Source organism: Streptomyces sp. NPDC051555, assembly GCF_044454405.1.
Classification (GTDB): Bacteria; Actinomycetota; Actinomycetes; order Streptomycetales; family Streptomycetaceae; genus Streptomyces.
This window is the reverse complement of record NZ_JBITDP010000013.1, coordinates 187497-203282: the sequence shown is the minus strand read 5'-3', so window position 1 is coordinate 203282 and position 15786 is coordinate 187497. Positions and strand designations below refer to the sequence as shown.

The following is a 15786-nucleotide window of genomic DNA, read 5'->3' as shown; positions in this document are numbered from 1 at the left end:
GAGGCGGGATCTCAGCCGGGCAGCCGCAAGGTGGCGACGGCGCCGCCGTCCGGCGCGTTCTCCAGGAGCAGTTCGGCGCCGAGGACCTGGGCCTGGCCCATGGCGATGGTCAGGCCCAGCCCGTGGCCCGTACCGCGCTCGGCGGCGCCGGTGTGGAAGCGGCGCGGGCCGCCGGCCAGCAGGTCCGTGGGGAAGCCGCGCCCGTGGTCGCGCACCACGACCGTACGGGCGCCCGCGTCGACGGTGACCCGCACGGGCGCGCCCCCGTGCCGGTGCGCGTTGACGACGAGGTTGGCGACGATCCGTTCGAGGCGGCGCGGATCGGTCTCCACGGTCGCACCGGCGCCGGCCCCGCCACCCACGTCGCCCCCACTGCCCCCACCGCCCCCACCGCTCCCGTCGGCCTCGGTGACCTCGGTGACCTCGGCGTCGAAGCCCGTACGGGCCACCGCCTCCGTGACCACCGCGGCGAGCGGGACCCGGGCGCGGACCGGCCGCTCGGCGCCCGCGTCCAACCGGGAGATCTCCAGCAGGTCCTCGACCAGGCCCCGCAGGTCGCGCACCCGGGCCCGCAGCAGGTCCTCCGTCTCGCCCTCCGGCAGCAGATCGGCCGCGGCCAGCAGGCCGCCGACGGGGGTGCGCAGCTCGTGGGCCACGTCGGCGGTGAACCGGCGTTCGTCGCGCAGCCTGCGGCTGAGGGTGTCCGCCATCAGGTCGACGGTCGCGGCGATGTCGGAGACTTCGTCACCCCCCTTGGTGGGGCCGGTACGGGCGTCCAGGTCCCCGGCGGAGATCCGGGCCGCGGTCTCGGAGACCCGCCCCAACCGCCGGCCGAGCAGCCCCGCCCCGAACACGGCCAGGGGCGTGGTCACGGCGAGGGCGATCACCGAGGCCACGGCCATGGTCGCGTCGAGCCGGTACAGCTCGTGGAACTCCGTGGTGATGGCGACGTGGACGGCGAGCACCGGGCTGCCCGGCCCGCCGGTCCGCTGCGCGCCCCAGACCGTCGGGTCCATGCTGCCCGGGAGGCTGCCGCCGTAGGAGACGTGGCGGTCGCCGTCGGTCGGGTCGCGCAGGGCGTAGGGCAGTTGGGGCGGATCCAGCTCGGCGCCCCTGGGGAGGGCGCCGGTGCGCCGGTAGGTGTCCATGGCCGCGTACACGCCGTTGAAGACGTCGCGCTCGGCCCGCTTGCGGATGTCGTGCGCGGTCCACGCGTGCACCAGCAGGCCCACCGCCACCGCGACCAGGCACGCCGTGGCGGCGGCCAGCGCGGCGATCTTCCAGCGCAGGGGCAGGCCGCGCGGCGGCCGCGGTCCGCCCGGGGGACGCACCGCGCTCAGCGCGCTCACCGCCTGAACTTGTAGCCGAAACCGCGGACCGTCTCGATCCGGTCCCGGCCGACCTTGCCGCGCAGCCGCTGCACGCACAGGTCCACGACCCGGCTGTCGCCGTCCCAGCCGTACTCCCACACCTCGCGCAGCAGCGTGTGCCGCTCCAGCACGATGCCGGGGTGGGCGGCGAACTCCAGCAGCAGCCGCAGCTCGGTCGGGGTGAGTGCCACCGGGCTGCCGGCGAGGGAGACCTCCAGGCCGCCCGTGTCGATGGTCAGGTCCCCGAAGACGAGCACATCCCCCTCCGGGTCCGCGGACCGGCCCGGGGGCGCGGTGGGCGCGTAGGTCGCCCGCCGCAGCAGCGAGCGGATGCGGGCCACGAGTACGTAGGTGTCCACGGGCTTGACCACGTAGTCGTCCGCCCCGGCCTCCAGACCGGCGACGACGTCGAGCCCGTCGCCGCGGGCCGACATCATCAGGATCGGTACGAGGCTGGTCTCCCGGACCTTGCGGCACAGGCCGATGCCGTCCAGGCCGGGCAGCATCACGTCCAGGACCAGCAGGTCGAAGGCTTCCTCGCGGAAGAGCTCCAGCCCCGTCAGTCCGTCGGCGGCGGCCTTCATCCCGTAGCCGTAGCGCTCCAGGGCGATGGTGAAGGACCGGCGCATCAGGTCGTCGTCCTCCACGAGGAGCACGCGCACGGGGGGCTCGGGCGAGGACACTGCGGGCGGCTCCTGTTTCGGGCGGCGCGGGCGGGGTGGCCCGTGAAGGGCGGGGCCCGTGATGAACGATAGGCAGAGCGCGGCTCCGGCCGCAGCCGCGCGCCGCGCGGCGCGCGGAACCGATGGCCGACCAAGCGGTCCCCGATGCCCGCCCGATACAAAGCCCGCCGGGAACCGCCGGAGCCGGCCGGGAGCCGGCCGCGAAACGCGCTCGGCCCCCACCGCACCGGAGTGCCGTGGGGGCCGAGCGGACGCCTGGGGTCAGGCGTCAGGTGTCACAGGTGCTGACGATCAGCCGTTGCGCTTCCAGCGCGGCTTGTCGTCGCGACGGCCGGCGCCGGCGGCGCCGCCGCCGAAGGAGCCGGAGCCGGAGCCCGACGGGCGGTGGTCGTCACGACGGCCGTAGGGACGGTCGCCGCCACCGGAGCGGAAGCCGCCGGAGGGACGGTCGCCACCACGGTCGTCACGGTTGAAGCCGCCCGAGGGGCGGTCGTCGCGACGGAAGCTGCCACCGGACGGACGGTCGTCACGACGGAAGCCACCACCGGCGGGACGGTCGCCACCGGAGCGGAAGCCGCCCGACGGACGGTCGTCGCGGCGGAAGCCGCCACCGGCGGGACGCTCGTCACGACGGTCGCCACCGGAGCGGAAGCCACCGGACGGACGGTCGTCACGACGGAAGCCACCGGAGGGGCGGTCGTCGCGACGGTCGCCACCGGAGCGGAAGCCGCCACGGTCGCCACCGCGGTCGCCACCGCGGTCGTCACGGTTGAAGCCACCACGGCCGCTGCGCTCGCCGCGGTCGTCGCGACGCTCGAAGTTGCCACGGTCGTCGCGGCGCTGCACGGCCTGCGCCTCGGCGGCGGCAGCCGCGGCGGCGGCCTCGGCCGCCACCTCGGCCTCGGCGGCCTCGGCGACCTCGGCCACAGCGGCCTCCGGGTCCTCGCCACGCTCACGGGCGGAACGGGCGACGAGGCGGTCGGCCTCCTCGCGCAGCTCCACGGCGCGGCGCTGGACGCGCTCCAGCTGCTTGGTGAGGTCGGCGACCTCGCGCTCGGCCTGCTTCGCGGCGTTGTTCGCGGAGTCGGCCTGGACCTCGGACAGCGAGCGGGCACCGGTGATCTCGGCGACCTCGGGCTCGAACGCGCCCGCACCACCGACGATGTGGCGCGAGGCGTCGACGCCCGCGTCCTCCATCAGGCGGAAGATCTGGCGGCGCTGGTGCGGCAGGGACAGCGAGACCACGACGCCCGACTTGCCGGCGCGGGCGGTACGGCCCGAGCGGTGCAGGTAGTCCTTGTGGTCGCCGGCCGGGTCCACGTTCAGGACCAGGTCGATGCCGTCGACGTGGATGCCGCGGGCGGCGACGTCGGTCGCGACGAGCGCGTTGACGTAGCCCTTCTTGAAGTCTTCCAGGACGCGGGTGCGGGCACCCTGCGTCATGCCGCCGTGCAGCGCGTCGGCCTTCACGCCGGACTCGATGAGCTGCTCGGCGATGCGGTCGGCGCCCAGCTGGGTGCGGACGAAGATGATCGTGCGGCCCTTGCGGGCGGCGATCGCGGCCGTGACCGGCGCCTTGTCCTTCGGCTTCACGACGAGGACGTGGTGGGTCATGGTCGAGACGTTGCCCTGCGCGCTGTCGACCTCGTGCGTGACGGGGTTCGAGAGGTAGCGCTTGACGAGCGTGCCGATCTCGTTCTCCATGGTGGCGGAGAAGAGCATGCGCTGGCCGCCGCCGGGGATCTGGTCGAGCAGCTCGGTGACCTCGGGCAGGAAGCCCAGGTCGGACATCTGGTCGGCCTCGTCGAGGACGGCGACCTGGACGTTCTCCAGCGAGCAGGCGCCGCGGTTGATGATGTCGCGCAGACGGCCCGGGGTGGCGACGAGGACGTCGACACCGCGCTCCAGGGCGTAGATCTGGTTGCCCATCGAGGTACCGCCGCAGACGACCTTGAGCTTCAGGCCGAGCACGTCACCGTACGGCTGGAGCGCGTCGGCGACCTGCATGGCGAGCTCACGGGTCGGCGTGAGGATGATCGCGCGGGGCTTCTTCTTCTCGGTGGTGCCGCCGGCCAGCGAGGCCAGGGTCGGCAGACCGAAGGAGAGGGTCTTGCCGGAGCCGGTGCGGCCACGGCCGAGGATGTCCTTGCCGGCCAGGGCGTCCGGGATGGTCGCGGCCTGGATCGGGAAGGGGGCGGTGACACCGTTCTGCGCGAGCTTGCGGACGATCCCGTCCGGCAGACCGAGGTCGCCGAAGGTGATCGTGGGCTCGGCGTCGGCGGCCTCGTCGGCTGCAACGGCGTCGATGGACTGGTCGTTCGTCATGTCGGCCTCAATTGCATCGATGTCGGCGGCGAGCGAGTCGGTGAGGGTCGGGTCGATCACGTGGGTGTCGACTGCTTCGACGATCTCGACGGACTCGACGGCCTGGGCGGCGTCGATGGAGTCGTTCTCGGGCATGACGGGACGGTCAGAACTGGAAATGGACATGCGAAATGCGAAACCTTCCGGAGTCTCGGCACGCGCCCAAACTCCGTGAATCGCAAATCGACCGCCTCAATGCGGTCAGCCACGGTTGGGGAGAGTACGCGCCACGCGGCGCTCTTCGGAGTCGGCGCCGGGCAATGGGATCAAACGATCTATAACCATACACACCCTCCCCCCACTCTGGCAAGTCACCCCGACCAACAAGCGGCTGACCTGCAAGAACGTCACTGCGTCGAACGGGAGTACGTATCAAGCGCACCCGCGCGGCACGACCCGGAGAGGGCCCCGGACTACACCCCGGGACTCGCCGAGGGCTCCGGCGACGGGGGCGTGGGAGTGGGCGGAGTCACAGGCGACGGCTCCGGCGTGGGCGTGGGAGAGGGCTGTGAACCTCCACCCGTCCCACCCGCCCCCGTGGTCGTCCCGCCCGCCGAGGGCGGCAGCTGGGTCCCGGGGCCGGGGCCCACCGGTCCGCCCGTGCCCCCGCCGGCCGCCGCGCCCGGTCCGGCCGACGGCGAGGGGCCGCCGGGCAGCCCCGCCGTCACGGCGCCGGGGCTGGCCGAGGCGCCCGGGGGCAGGGCCTTCCCGTCGGGGCCCACGGCGCTCCCCTTGTCGCCCGCACCGCCCTTCTTGTCGTGCCCGCTGCCGTGCGCCCCACCGGCCCTGCCTCCGGAGGAGGCGCCCTCGGAGTCGGCGGCGGCTCCCCGGCGGCCTGCCGGGGAGGTGGCGCCGGGCTTGGCGGCGTCGGCGCCGACACTCATGCAGCCCGCCGTGGCCGCGAGCGCGAGGGTGGCGACGGCCAGTCGGACGGAAGCGGACAAGTGGCGCACGGGTGGCACCTCCGGGACAGGGCAGGGTTCCGCGGTGAACGGGTCAATGTGCCCAACTCTCTTTGCCCCGTAAGAGACACGCCCCTTGCGCCACCGGCTGCACGCGCCCCGGCGCTCAGCCCCCGGCCAGCGCCCGCGCCACCTGCGACCCCAGGTGTACGGCGCCCAGTCCGACCAGCACGGAAGCGGCCACGTTCGCCACCGCGAGGAACTTCCAGCCCCGTTCGGCCAGTCGGAGGGTCTCGTAGGAGAAGGTCGAGTACGTGCTCAACGCCCCGCACAGGCCCGTCCCGAGCAACAGGCTCAGCCTCGACGAGGCCGCCCCCTCCAGCACGGCCCCCGTGAGCGCGCCCAGCACGAGGCAGGCCCCCGCGTTCACCACGAACGTCCCCCAGGGGAAGACGGAATCGTGGCGCGCCTGCACCGCGCGGTCGGTCAGATAGCGCAGCGGAGCGCCCACGACCGCGCCCAGGACCACCATGAGCCAGTTCACCGGGCCGCCCGTTCCCGCCGGTCGCCCAGCGCGAGCCGGGTCAGCCGGGCCGCCGCGAGGACCGCGCCCAGCGCGGCCACCACCGTGAGGCCGGCGTAGGCCAGCGCGGTCCCGGCCTCACCGGCGTCCAGCAGGCGCTCGAAATCCACGGCGTAGGTGGAGAAGGTGGTGAACCCGCCGAGCACCCCCACCCCCAGGAAGGGCCGTACGAGGGGGTGCGCCGACCGGCCGCCCTCGCTGATCAGCACCATCAGTACGCCGATGAGCGCGCAGCCCACCGCGTTGATCCAGAGGGTCCCCCACGGGAAGGCCCCGGGCGCCGCCGGCCACAGCAGCCCGACCGCGTACCGCGCCGAGGCACCGGCGGCGCCGCCGGCCGCCACGACCGCGAGCACCCGGCGCTGCGGTTCGGTGCGCTGCGCCGGGACGTGCAGGTCGACGTCCGGGTCGATCGCCTCGGCCCCTTCGCCCCGGGAGGCCCCGCCCTCGGCCGGCCGGGTCATCCGCGCCGCCCCTCGCCCATCGACACTGTCGCCACCGGTCCATTCTCACGCGCCGGGGCGCATCCCTCCCGGTCGGCGCCCGGCTCCCGGACAATGGACGGGTGCTGCAGATGACGCGCGACGACTTCGAAGAGCTGGTGGCCCAGGCCCTGGACCGGATCCCGCCCGAGCTGACCCGGGTGATGGACAACGTGGCCGTGTTCGTGGAGGACGAACCTCCCGCGGACGATCCGGAACTGCTGGGCCTCTACGAGGGGACGCCGCTCACCGAGCGCGGCGAGTGGTACGCCGGGGTGCTGCCCGACCGGATCTCCATCTACATGGGCCCGACCCTGCGCTACTGCGAGGCGCCCGACGACGTGGTGCACGAGGTCGCCGTGACCGTCGTGCACGAGATCGCCCACCACTTCGGCATCGACGACGAACGGCTCCACGAGCTGGGCTGGGGCTGACCCGCAGGCAGGGGCGGCGGACCCGCGGATCGGGCGGGGGAAACCGTTTTGGCGATCGCCGCCCCGATCCCATATGCTTCTCACGTCCCCGACGCGCTGGAAAGTGCCTAGGCGGGCCTTTAGCCCTCATCGTCTAGTGGCCCAGGACGCCGCCCTTTCAAGGCGGTAGCACGGGTTCGAATCCCGTTGGGGGTACGCAACACCATGTGCGAGACTTGCGCTCGCACATAGCAAGGACCTGTGGAGCAGTTGGTTAGCTCGCCACCCTGTCAAGGTGGAGGTCGCGGGTTCAAGTCCCGTCAGGTTCGCTGAAGCTCGTAAGAGTTTCGTGGCTGGGTAGCTCAGTTGGTACGAGCGATCGCCTGAAAAGCGATAGGTCGCCGGTTCGACCCCGGCCCCAGCCACTAGAAAGAAGGCCCCGTCCATCGGACGGGGCCTTCTTCGTCATCCCTCCTCCGGCTCCGTCCCGTCGACGTCGACGGGGCGGGCCTTGCGGCGCCACTGCACCAGGCCCGCGACCAGCGCCCCGGCCACGACCAGCCCGAGCAGCGCCCAGTCCGGCACCGCGTCCGCGGCGGAGCGCACCCATTCCTCCACCGCGAACGAGTCGTCCACGTCCAGCAGCCCCGGCAGTGCGCTCGCCCCGTCGTAGGCCAGGAACATCGCGCCGAGCGCGATGAAGAACAGGCCGGACAGCAGCGAGGTGGTGTGCAGTTCGAAGCGGCCCGCCCGGACCACCCGGCCGCGCAGCCAGCGCCGCCGCCCGAGGTCGAACCGCTCCCAGAGCAGGGCCAGCAGGAAGAGCGGCAGGGCCATCCCCAGCGCGTACACCGCGAGCAGCAGGCCGCCGTAGACCGGGCTGCCGCTCACCGCCGCGACGGTGAGGACGCTGCCCAGGATCGGCCCGGCGCAGAAGCCGGCCAGCCCGTAGACCGCGCCCAGCGCGTACACGGACAGCACGGTGGTCGGGCGGATCCGACCCGACAGCTCCGAGATCCGGCGCGGGGCGAAGCCCAGGCCCAGCACCTGCGCCAGACCGAGCGCGATGATCAACCAGCCGCCGAAGAGGACCAGGGCGTCCCGGTTGCCGTGGAAGAAGCGGCCCGCGTACGAACCGGCCGCGCCCAGCGGGACCAGGGTGGTCGCGAGCCCGGCGTAGAAGATCCCGGTCCGGGCCAGCAGCCGGGAGGTGGAATCGATGGAGTACGCGAAGAAGGCGGGCAGCAACAGCGCGCTGCACGGGCTGAGCAGCGCGAGGAGACCGCCCAGCAGGGCGGCCAGGTAGCCGATGTCGCTCACTTCGCCGCCGCCCGCGCGGCCTGCTCGGCCTTGGCGATGGCCGAGGTGAAGGCCGAGATCGGCTGGGCGCCCGCGATCGGCTGCCCGTTGACCAGGAAGGACGGGGTGGAGGTGACCCCGATGCGGTAGCCCTCCTCCTGGTCCTTGCGGACGGCGGCGGCCGCCGGCTCGCCGCCCATGTCCTTCGCGAAGCGGTCCAGGTCGGGGACCCCGGCCTCCTTGGCGATCTCCAGCAGGCGGGGCTCGCCGAAGCCCTTCTCCTTGGCGCCGTCCGCGTAGGCGGCGGCGTGGAAGGCGGCGAAGCGGTCCTGCTGGGCGGCGGCCCAGGCGGCCTTCGCGGCCGCCTCGGACTCGGCGCCGAAGATCGGGAAGTTGCGCCATTCGATGCGCAGGGTGCCGTCCTCGACGTACTTCTTCACCAGTTCGGGTTCGGTGTCGCGGGCGAACTTGCCGCAGTAGCCGCACTTGAAGTCGGAGTACTCGATGAGGACGACGGGCGCGTCGGCGCGCCCGGTGGTGAGCTTGTCGTTCGCGTCGCGCCGGGCCAGTTTCATCAGCTCGGCCCGGCCGTCGGGGACCTCGGGCGCGGACGCCGAGGAGGGCGCCGAAGCGGCTGCGGGGTCCTCGGTGGAGGTGGCCTGCCAGGAGACGATGCCGAGGGTGACGGCGGCGAGCGCGACCCCGGCACTGATCAGCAGGGGCTTGCGGGACGGGCGTCCGGCCCCCTTGGAGGGGGAGGAGGAAGAGGACATGAGGGTGCTCCGGAGTGACGTACGGGAAGGGACGAGGACGGACCAGGGGTACCGGTCGGCCTAGACCCGCATCACGGACAGCTCCAGCGGCCCCGGCGCCGCCCGGTCCGGCCCGCGCGCGGGCGCTCGTACGGGGGCGCCCCGGGCGTGCTCGACCTGCTCGGGGGCGCACCGCGCCAGCGGCGTGCAGCCGTGGTCCCCGGGCCCGCGCAGCGGCAGTGCGGGCACCCGCCCGCGGTCGGGGTCGCCCGGCGCGCAGGAGGGGCCCCGCTCGGGCGAGACCTGCGGCTCCGCGGCGGCGCGGGTCCCGACCGGCCCGTCCGCCGCCCGGGCGAACGCGGTCGCGGGGGCCGGCGCGGAGGCCGGCGACCGCGCCGGTACCTGCGCCGCACACCCCAGCAGCACCGCGAGAACGGCGCTCCACAGGCACCACAGGCGCGGACCGGGGCGGGACATGACGGGCCTCTCACGGGAACGACGGAGTTACTTGGGGTGACTCGTCCGGAAATGGTACGGGGCCGCCCCACAAATGCGTTCGCCACCCGGCGCCCACGGGTGAGATCCTCGACCAGGTATGTCTACTTCCTTCGCCGCCCTGCAGACGCTTCTCGGTGAGATCTCCCTCCGCGACGCGCACCGCCTCGGCCGCCGCCTCGAAGGCGCCCGCCGCATCCGTAAGCCCGAGGCCAAGCAGGCCGTGCTCGACGAGATCGCCGCGGAGGCCGAAAAGGCCGCCGCGCGACTGGCCGGCCGCGCCTCGCGCATGCCCGAGGTCACCTATCCCGAGAACCTTCCGGTCAGCCAGAAGAAGGACGAGATCGCCGAGGCGATACGCGACCACCAGGTCGTGATCGTCGCCGGCGAGACCGGCTCCGGCAAGACCACGCAGATCCCCAAGATCTGCATGGAGCTGGGGCGCGGCGTCCGGGGCATGATCGGGCACACCCAACCCCGCCGGATCGCCGCCCGCACGGTCGCGGAGCGGATCGCCGAGGAGCTGAAGTCCGAGATCGGCCAGACGGTCGGCTGGAAGGTCCGGTTCACCGATCAGGTGGACCAGGACGCGACCTTCGTGAAGCTGATGACCGACGGCATCCTCCTCGCGGAGATCCAGACGGACCGCGAGCTGCGCGCCTACGACACGATCATCATCGACGAGGCCCACGAGCGGTCGCTGAACATCGACTTCCTGCTCGGGTACCTGGCCACGCTGCTGCCCAAACGCCCCGACCTCAAGGTGATCATCACCTCGGCGACGATCGATCCCCAGCGCTTCTCCCGGCACTTCGGCGAGGCCCCGATCGTCGAGGTCAGCGGCCGTACGTACCCGGTCGAGGTGCGCTACCGCCCGCTCCTGGAAGAGGAGGGCGACGACAGCGACCGCGACCAGATCACCGCGATCTGCGAGGCGGTCGACGAGCTCCAGTCCGAGGGGCCGGGCGACGTCCTGGTCTTCCTCTCGGGCGAGCGCGAGATCCGCGACACGGCGGACGCCCTGAACAAGCGCAACCTGCGCTTCACGGAGGTCCTGCCCCTCTACGCGCGCCTCTCGCACGCCGAGCAGCACCGCGTCTTCCAGCAGCACACGGGACGCCGGATCGTCCTCGCCACGAACGTCGCCGAGACCTCGCTGACCGTCCCGGGCATCAAGTACGTGATCGACCCGGGCAATGCCCGGATCTCCCGCTACAGCCACCGCACCAAGGTGCAGCGGCTGCCGATCGAGCGGATCTCGCAGGCCAGCGCCAACCAGCGCAAGGGCCGCTGCGGCCGCACCTCCGACGGCATCTGCATCCGCCTGTACTCCGAGGACGACTTCGAGAGCCGTCCGGAGTTCACGGACGCGGAGATCCTGCGCACCAACCTCGCCTCCGTCATCCTCCAGATGACCGCCGCGGGCCTCGGCGAGATCGAAAAGTTCCCCTTCATCGACCCGCCGGACCACCGCAACATCCGCGACGGCGTGCAGCTGCTCCAGGAGCTGGGGGCCCTCGACCCGGCCGAGAAGGACCACACCAAGCGGCTCACGCCCATGGGCCGCCAGCTGTCCCAGCTGCCCGTGGACCCGCGGCTGGCCCGCATGGTGGTCGAGGCGGACAAGAACAACTGCGTGCGCGAGGTCATGGTCATCGCCGCCGCCCTGTCGATCCAGGACCCGCGCGAGCGGCCCTCGGACAAGCAGACCCAGGCCGACCAGAACCACGCCCGGTTCAAGGACGAGACCAGCGACTTCCTCTCGTTCCTCAACATGTGGCGCTACGTCCGCGAGCAGCAGAAGGAGCGCGGCTCCTCCTCCTTCCGCCGGATGTGCAAGCAGGAGTACCTGAACTTCCTGCGGATCCGCGAGTGGCAGGACATCTACTCGCAGCTGCGCACGGTCGCCAAGACGATGGGCATCCACGTCAACGAAGCGGATGCCCCGGAGCAGCACATCCACGTGTCGCTGCTGGCGGGCCTGCTGTCGCACATCGGGCTCAAGGACACCGACAAGAACGAGTACCTGGGCGCGCGGTCGGCGAAGTTCGCGATCTTCCCCGGTTCGGCGCTGTTCAAGAAGCAGCCGAAATTCGTCATGTCCGCGGAGCTCGTGGAGACCTCGCGGCTGTGGGCGCGGGTCAACGCGAAGGTCGAGCCCGAGTGGGTCGAGCCGCTGGCCCAGCACCTGATCAAGCGCACGTACAGCGAGCCGCACTGGGAGAAGGACCAGGCGGCGGTGATGGCGTACGAGAAGGTCACGCTGTACGGCGTCCCCATCGTCGCCCAGCGGAAGATCAACTACGGCCGGATCGACGCCGAGGTCTCGCGCGAGCTCTTCATCCGCAACGCCCTGGTCGAGGGCGACTGGCGCACGCACCACAAGTTCTACGCCGACAACCGCAAGCTGCTGACCGAGGTCGAGGAGCTGGAGAACCGGGCCCGGCGCCGGGACATCGTGGTCGACGACGAGACCCTCTTCGACTTCTACGACCAGAAGATCCCCGAGCACGTGGTCTCGGGCGCGCACTTCGACTCCTGGTGGAAGCACAAGCAGCGCGACGAGCCCGAGCTGCTCGACTTCGAGCGCGAGATGCTGCTCACCGAGAAGGCGGCCGGGGTCACCAAGGACGACTACCCGGACTCCTGGCGCCAGGGTCCGCTCAAGTTCCGCGTGACCTACCAGTTCGAGCCGGGAGCGGACGCCGACGGCGTGACCGTGCACGTCCCGCTGACCGTGCTGAACCAGGTCACCGACGAGGGCTTCGACTGGCAGATCCCGGGGCTGCGCGAGGAGATCGTCACCGAGCTGATCCGCTCGCTGCCCAAGCCGATCCGCCGGCACTACGTGCCCGCGCCCAACTTCGCGACCCGCTTCCTGGACACCGCCGTCCCGCTCCAGGAGCCGCTGACGGTGACGCTCGCGCGCGAGCTGAAGCGGATGGTCGGGGTCCCGGTCACGGCCGAGGACTTCGACCTGAGCCGGATCGCCGACCACCTGAAGATCACTTTCCGGATCGTCGACGAGCGCCGCAAGAACCTCGCCGAGGACAAGGATCTGGAGGCCCTGCGGCTGCGACTGCGGCCCAAGGCCCGCCAGGCCCTCTCCCAGGCCGCCGCGGCGACCGCCGAGCGCGCGGGCGGCGAGACCATCGAGCGGACCGGGCTGACGGACTGGACGATCGGCACCCTGACCAAGGTCTTCGAGACCCGGCGGGCGGGCCAGCCGGTGAAGGCCTATCCGGCGCTGGTGGACGCGGGCGCGAGCGTCTCCGTACGGCTCTTCGACACGGAGGCCGAGCAGCAGCTGGCGATGTGGCGCGGGACCCGGAAGCTGATCCTGCTCAACATCGCGGTGAACCCGGCCAAGTTCGCCTCCGACAAGCTGGGCAACCAGGCGAAGCTGGCGCTCTCGCGCAATCCGCACGGCTCCATCCAGGCCCTGTTCGACGACTGCGCGACGGCGGCGGCCGACAAGCTGATCGCCGACCACGGCGGGCCCGCCTGGGACGAGGCCGGCTTCCGGAAGCTCTACGACGCGGTGCGGACCGACCTGGTGGACACGACCGTACGCACGGTCGCCCAGGTGCAGCAGGTGCTGGCCGCCTGGCAGGCCTGTGAGCGCCGCCTGAAGGCGACGAACAGCCTGACCCTGGTCAAGAACGTGCAGGACGTGCAGAAGCAGCTGGCGGCCCTGGTGCCGGCCGGCTTCGTGACCCTCACCGGGCTGCGGCGACTGCCCGACCTGATGCGCTATCTGGTGGCGGCCGACCGGCGCCTCCAGCAGATGCCGACCTCGGTCCAGCGCGACACCACGCGCATGGAGAAGGTCCACGAGATGCAGGACGAGTACGCCTGGCTGCTGGAGCAGTTGCCCCAGGGCCGGCCGGTGCCGACGGCGGTCACGGACATCCGCTGGATGATCGAGGAACTGCGGGTGAGCTACTTCGCCCACGCCCTCGGGACGGCCTATCCGGTCTCCGACAAGCGCATCGTGAAGGCGGTCGACGCCCTGGCGCCGTGACGGCCGCGTGATCGGGTTCGACCTCACCCCCCAGCTGTTGTACAGTCGGTTTCGCAGCCACCAAGTGGCCGCGAACGAGGACCTGTGGAGCAGTTGGTTAGCTCGCCACCCTGTCAAGGTGGAGGTCGCGGGTTCAAGTCCCGTCAGGTTCGCAGTAACGACAGGGCCCGTATCCCCCAGGGATACGGGCCCTGTCGCATTCCCCGACGGCACGGCACGGCGCGCACGACCGGCCCGGAGGATCACGGGCCGTACAGCCGCCGCAGGCACGGGAGGTGTTGCTTTCCCCCATGAACGCCCGTGACGAGCTCAGAGCGCTCCTGAGGGCCCACCTGGCGGCCTCGGGCGGACGCCGCCACCTCACGCGTCACTGCCTTCTCTGCAACCGGCTCATGCGGCTCGCACGGGAGGCCGCGCGGGAGGCGGAGCGGCGGACGGAGGGGGAAACCCCGCCGGGGGTCGAAGGTCCCTCTCCGGCATGACTTCTGCCGTCCGGCCGGCCCCATTACGGGCGCAATGCCGGATGTACAAGAGTTGTTAGCTGTGACGGGAGTCACCACATGAGTTTTTGAGATGCCCACGTTTATCACGCGCCTACGCCTCTTCGATTTAATATGTGCAATGGCACCCCCTCTCAGGGGACCCCACCGACGCGGCACCCGCACCCCGCGTCAGGGCATAAAAAAGATCGCGCTGGACCCGGCGGAGTCCAGCGCGACCGACGGCTGAAGAACCTGTTGGGGCAGGTCCGGTGGCCGCATGAAGCTATGCGGGTTTCATCGGATTGGGGGATCCGATATCAACCCGGTAAAAGGTTGTGCTGCGGGACCTCAGGCCTCGCTGCGCTGCTGCGGAATTCCCGCGAGCAGAGCGCGAACCTCGGCCTCGCGGTAGCGGCGGTGCCCACCCAGGGTGCGGATGGACGTGAGCTTGCCAGCCTTGGCCCAGCGAGTGACCGTCTTCGGGTCCACGCGGAACATCGTGGCAACCTCAGCCGGGGTCAGCAGCGGCTCGGCATCAGGGGTGCGAGCGGTCATGAGCGGCCTCCTCGGGAGAACCGAACCATCTCGGTTCTTTCCTCTAAATTCTGCACCTTGGCCCTCGTTGCCCGAAATGGACAGACGAAGGCCGAGTCGGTTATAGGACGAACGGCTTGTCCTCGGCACTACAACTACACCATCTGTCCAGCCTCGTCGGCCAAACCGATGGAATTGCCCTCCGAGGTGTTCATCAGCGGCGGAAGCCGATGGACCGTCCCATAACGGACAGTCACCCCACCGTAACGATCAGTCACAGAGCGACCAGGAGTCGCGAGACCCCCCATAGCGTGCAATGTCGAGCAATCCGCCCAAAGTTGGGCGGAAGGAACCCTCCCCGGACTCCTTGTCCTATTTTGGCACGAGGGTAGGGGAAGGGCGCAAGGGTGTGGAAAGTGCGGTCCGTCACGCTTGAGCCAATGGCCCGGATCGGGACGTAGGTCCTGGCACTAAGACCCTAATGAGTGAATCGTCCTGAAGTACCACGGGTTGTGGCCGTTCGGACGATACGGCTAGTTGGCGAACAGTCTCTCCCGAACAGCCCGCCAACGGTCGGCCAATATGACGTACGTCTCTACGGCGCCTTCGGTGTCCCCCGCCCGCAGCGCCGCGATCCCCGCCGCCAGTTCCGCCGCCGACCGGTCCTCGGCCAGCCCCGCCGCCGGCAGTCCGTGGACCAGCCCGCCGTAGTCCAGCTCGACCATCGAGCGCGGATGGAACTCCTCCAGCCAGCTGCCGACCTCGACCAGGCCGTCCGCCAGCGCCCCGTACCCCTCCGCCTCGCGCAGGGTCCGCAGCCCGCGCGCGAGCCTGCGGCGCGCCTGGACCATCGGCGTCCGGTAGCGCAGCACCTCCCCGGGCACGTACTCCCGCTCCTCGTCGGCGACCAGGACGAACCAGCGCAGGGGGACCTGCCAGACCGCCGTGCGGATCCACGGGCGCGCGTCCGGGTTCCGCTCCCGCCAGGCGTCGTACTCCTCGGCCGCCCGGCGGCGCACCACCGGTGGCAGGGCCGCGTCCAGCACCGGGCGCGGGAAGTCGGCCACCAGCTCCTGGAGCGCCAGCCAGCCGCGCAGCCGGGTCCGCCACGGGCACACCAGCAGCACCCCGTCCCACTCCGCGGTGAAGGCGTCCGCGCTCTCGTGCGCCGGCACCCCCACCAACGGCACGCGCACCAGGTCGGCCAGCGACCGGCGCAGTTCGTCCTGGGCGGTCGGGGTGTGCCCGCGCCGGGCGTAGTCGGCCCAGTGCGTGCGCTCCGGTTCCGCGAAGGCGGCCAGGGGTTCGTACACGCGCAGGTAGGACGCGTAGGGGATGGTCGGGGCCTGGCGCGCGGCGGGCAGCCGGGGATCGGGGGATTCGCTCACGCTCTCGTACTCCCC

14 protein-coding genes and 4 tRNA genes are annotated in these 15786 nt (G+C 71.7%); 7 read left to right on the top strand and 11 right to left on the bottom strand.

The window, feature by feature from the left end:
- Nucleotides 1–11: 11 nt before the first annotated feature.
- From ACIBEA_RS25785 to ACIBEA_RS25760, 6 genes are all read right to left on the bottom strand, one after another.
- A complete protein-coding gene (locus tag ACIBEA_RS25785) occupies nt 12–1349 on the bottom strand; it encodes an ATP-binding protein (protein WP_399264729.1) in 1338 nt (445 codons plus the stop codon).
- Entirely contained in the window at nt 1346–2053 is a 708-nt protein-coding gene (gene cseB / locus ACIBEA_RS25780) for a two-component system response regulator CseB (RefSeq protein WP_399264727.1), read from the bottom strand. The genes ACIBEA_RS25785 and cseB overlap by 4 nt, the downstream gene beginning before the upstream one ends.
- A gap of 291 nt (nt 2054–2344) precedes the next feature.
- Nucleotides 2345–4543 (bottom strand): DEAD/DEAH box helicase, encoded by a 2199-nt coding sequence (locus tag ACIBEA_RS25775; RefSeq protein WP_399264725.1) that lies wholly within the window; start codon nt 4541–4543, stop codon nt 2345–2347.
- Between the two features lie 287 nt (nt 4544–4830).
- Entirely contained in the window at nt 4831–5370 is a 540-nt protein-coding gene (locus ACIBEA_RS25770; RefSeq protein ID WP_399264723.1) for a hypothetical protein, read from the bottom strand.
- Between the two features lie 115 nt (nt 5371–5485).
- A complete protein-coding gene (gene crcB / locus ACIBEA_RS25765) occupies nt 5486–5863 on the bottom strand; it encodes a fluoride efflux transporter CrcB (protein WP_399264721.1) in 378 nt (125 codons plus the stop codon).
- On the bottom strand, nt 5860–6366 hold the full coding sequence (locus ACIBEA_RS25760; protein WP_399264719.1) for a CrcB family protein: 507 nt from the start codon (nt 6364–6366) through the stop codon (nt 5860–5862). Before ACIBEA_RS25760 ends, crcB begins: the two co-directional genes overlap by 4 nt.
- Before the next feature lie 101 nt (nt 6367–6467).
- On the opposite strand from ACIBEA_RS25760, the gene ACIBEA_RS25755 reads away from it, so the two are divergent.
- The 4 genes from ACIBEA_RS25755 (at nt 6468) to ACIBEA_RS25740 (ending at nt 7222) form a co-directional block, all read left to right on the top strand.
- Entirely contained in the window at nt 6468–6818 is a 351-nt protein-coding gene (locus ACIBEA_RS25755; RefSeq protein WP_354378996.1) for a metallopeptidase family protein, read from the top strand.
- A 122-nt stretch (nt 6819–6940) separates the two neighbouring features.
- Nucleotides 6941–7013 (top strand) — tRNA-Glu (locus tag ACIBEA_RS25750).
- Between the two features lie 39 nt (nt 7014–7052).
- A tRNA-Asp gene (locus ACIBEA_RS25745) sits at nt 7053–7126 on the top strand.
- A gap of 22 nt (nt 7127–7148) precedes the next feature.
- A tRNA-Phe gene (locus ACIBEA_RS25740) sits at nt 7149–7222 on the top strand.
- Between the two features lie 40 nt (nt 7223–7262).
- On the opposite strand, the gene ACIBEA_RS25735 is transcribed toward ACIBEA_RS25740, so the two are convergent.
- Genes ACIBEA_RS25735 through ACIBEA_RS25725 form a run of 3 tightly spaced genes read right to left on the bottom strand, consistent with a single transcriptional unit; the run spans nt 7263 to nt 9325 of the window.
- Complete coding sequence (locus tag ACIBEA_RS25735) at nt 7263–8117, bottom strand: cytochrome c biogenesis CcdA family protein (RefSeq protein WP_399264717.1); 855 nt, start codon at nt 8115–8117, stop codon at nt 7263–7265.
- The gene (locus tag ACIBEA_RS25730; RefSeq protein ID WP_399264715.1) at nt 8114–8869 is read right to left on the bottom strand and encodes a DsbA family protein; all 756 of its coding nucleotides are present in this window, start codon (nt 8867–8869) and stop codon (nt 8114–8116) included. Before ACIBEA_RS25730 ends, ACIBEA_RS25735 begins: the two co-directional genes overlap by 4 nt.
- Before the next feature lie 60 nt (nt 8870–8929).
- Nucleotides 8930–9325, bottom strand: a complete 396-nt coding sequence (locus ACIBEA_RS25725; protein ID WP_399264713.1) for a hypothetical protein — start codon at nt 9323–9325, stop codon at nt 8930–8932.
- A gap of 118 nt (nt 9326–9443) precedes the next feature.
- Here ACIBEA_RS25725 and hrpA point away from each other — a divergent pair, with 118 nt between their 5' ends.
- From hrpA to ACIBEA_RS25710, 3 genes are all read left to right on the top strand, one after another.
- The gene (gene hrpA, locus ACIBEA_RS25720; protein WP_399264711.1) at nt 9444–13367 is read left to right on the top strand and encodes an ATP-dependent RNA helicase HrpA; all 3924 of its coding nucleotides are present in this window, start codon (nt 9444–9446) and stop codon (nt 13365–13367) included.
- A 78-nt stretch (nt 13368–13445) separates the two neighbouring features.
- Nucleotides 13446–13519: transfer RNA gene (locus tag ACIBEA_RS25715), tRNA-Asp, on the top strand.
- 138 nt (nt 13520–13657) lie between these two features.
- The gene (locus ACIBEA_RS25710; RefSeq protein WP_399264709.1) at nt 13658–13849 is read left to right on the top strand and encodes a DUF6274 family protein; all 192 of its coding nucleotides are present in this window, start codon (nt 13658–13660) and stop codon (nt 13847–13849) included.
- Nucleotides 13850–14197: 348 nt separating this feature from the next.
- On the opposite strand, the gene bldC is transcribed toward ACIBEA_RS25710, so the two are convergent.
- The gene (gene bldC, locus ACIBEA_RS25705; RefSeq protein WP_003949541.1) at nt 14198–14404 is read right to left on the bottom strand and encodes a developmental transcriptional regulator BldC; all 207 of its coding nucleotides are present in this window, start codon (nt 14402–14404) and stop codon (nt 14198–14200) included.
- Between the two features lie 512 nt (nt 14405–14916).
- Nucleotides 14917–15771, bottom strand: coding sequence for a hypothetical protein (locus ACIBEA_RS25700; protein WP_399264708.1), 855 nt, complete (start codon nt 15769–15771; stop codon nt 14917–14919).
- Between the last annotated feature and the right edge of the window lie 15 nt (nt 15772–15786).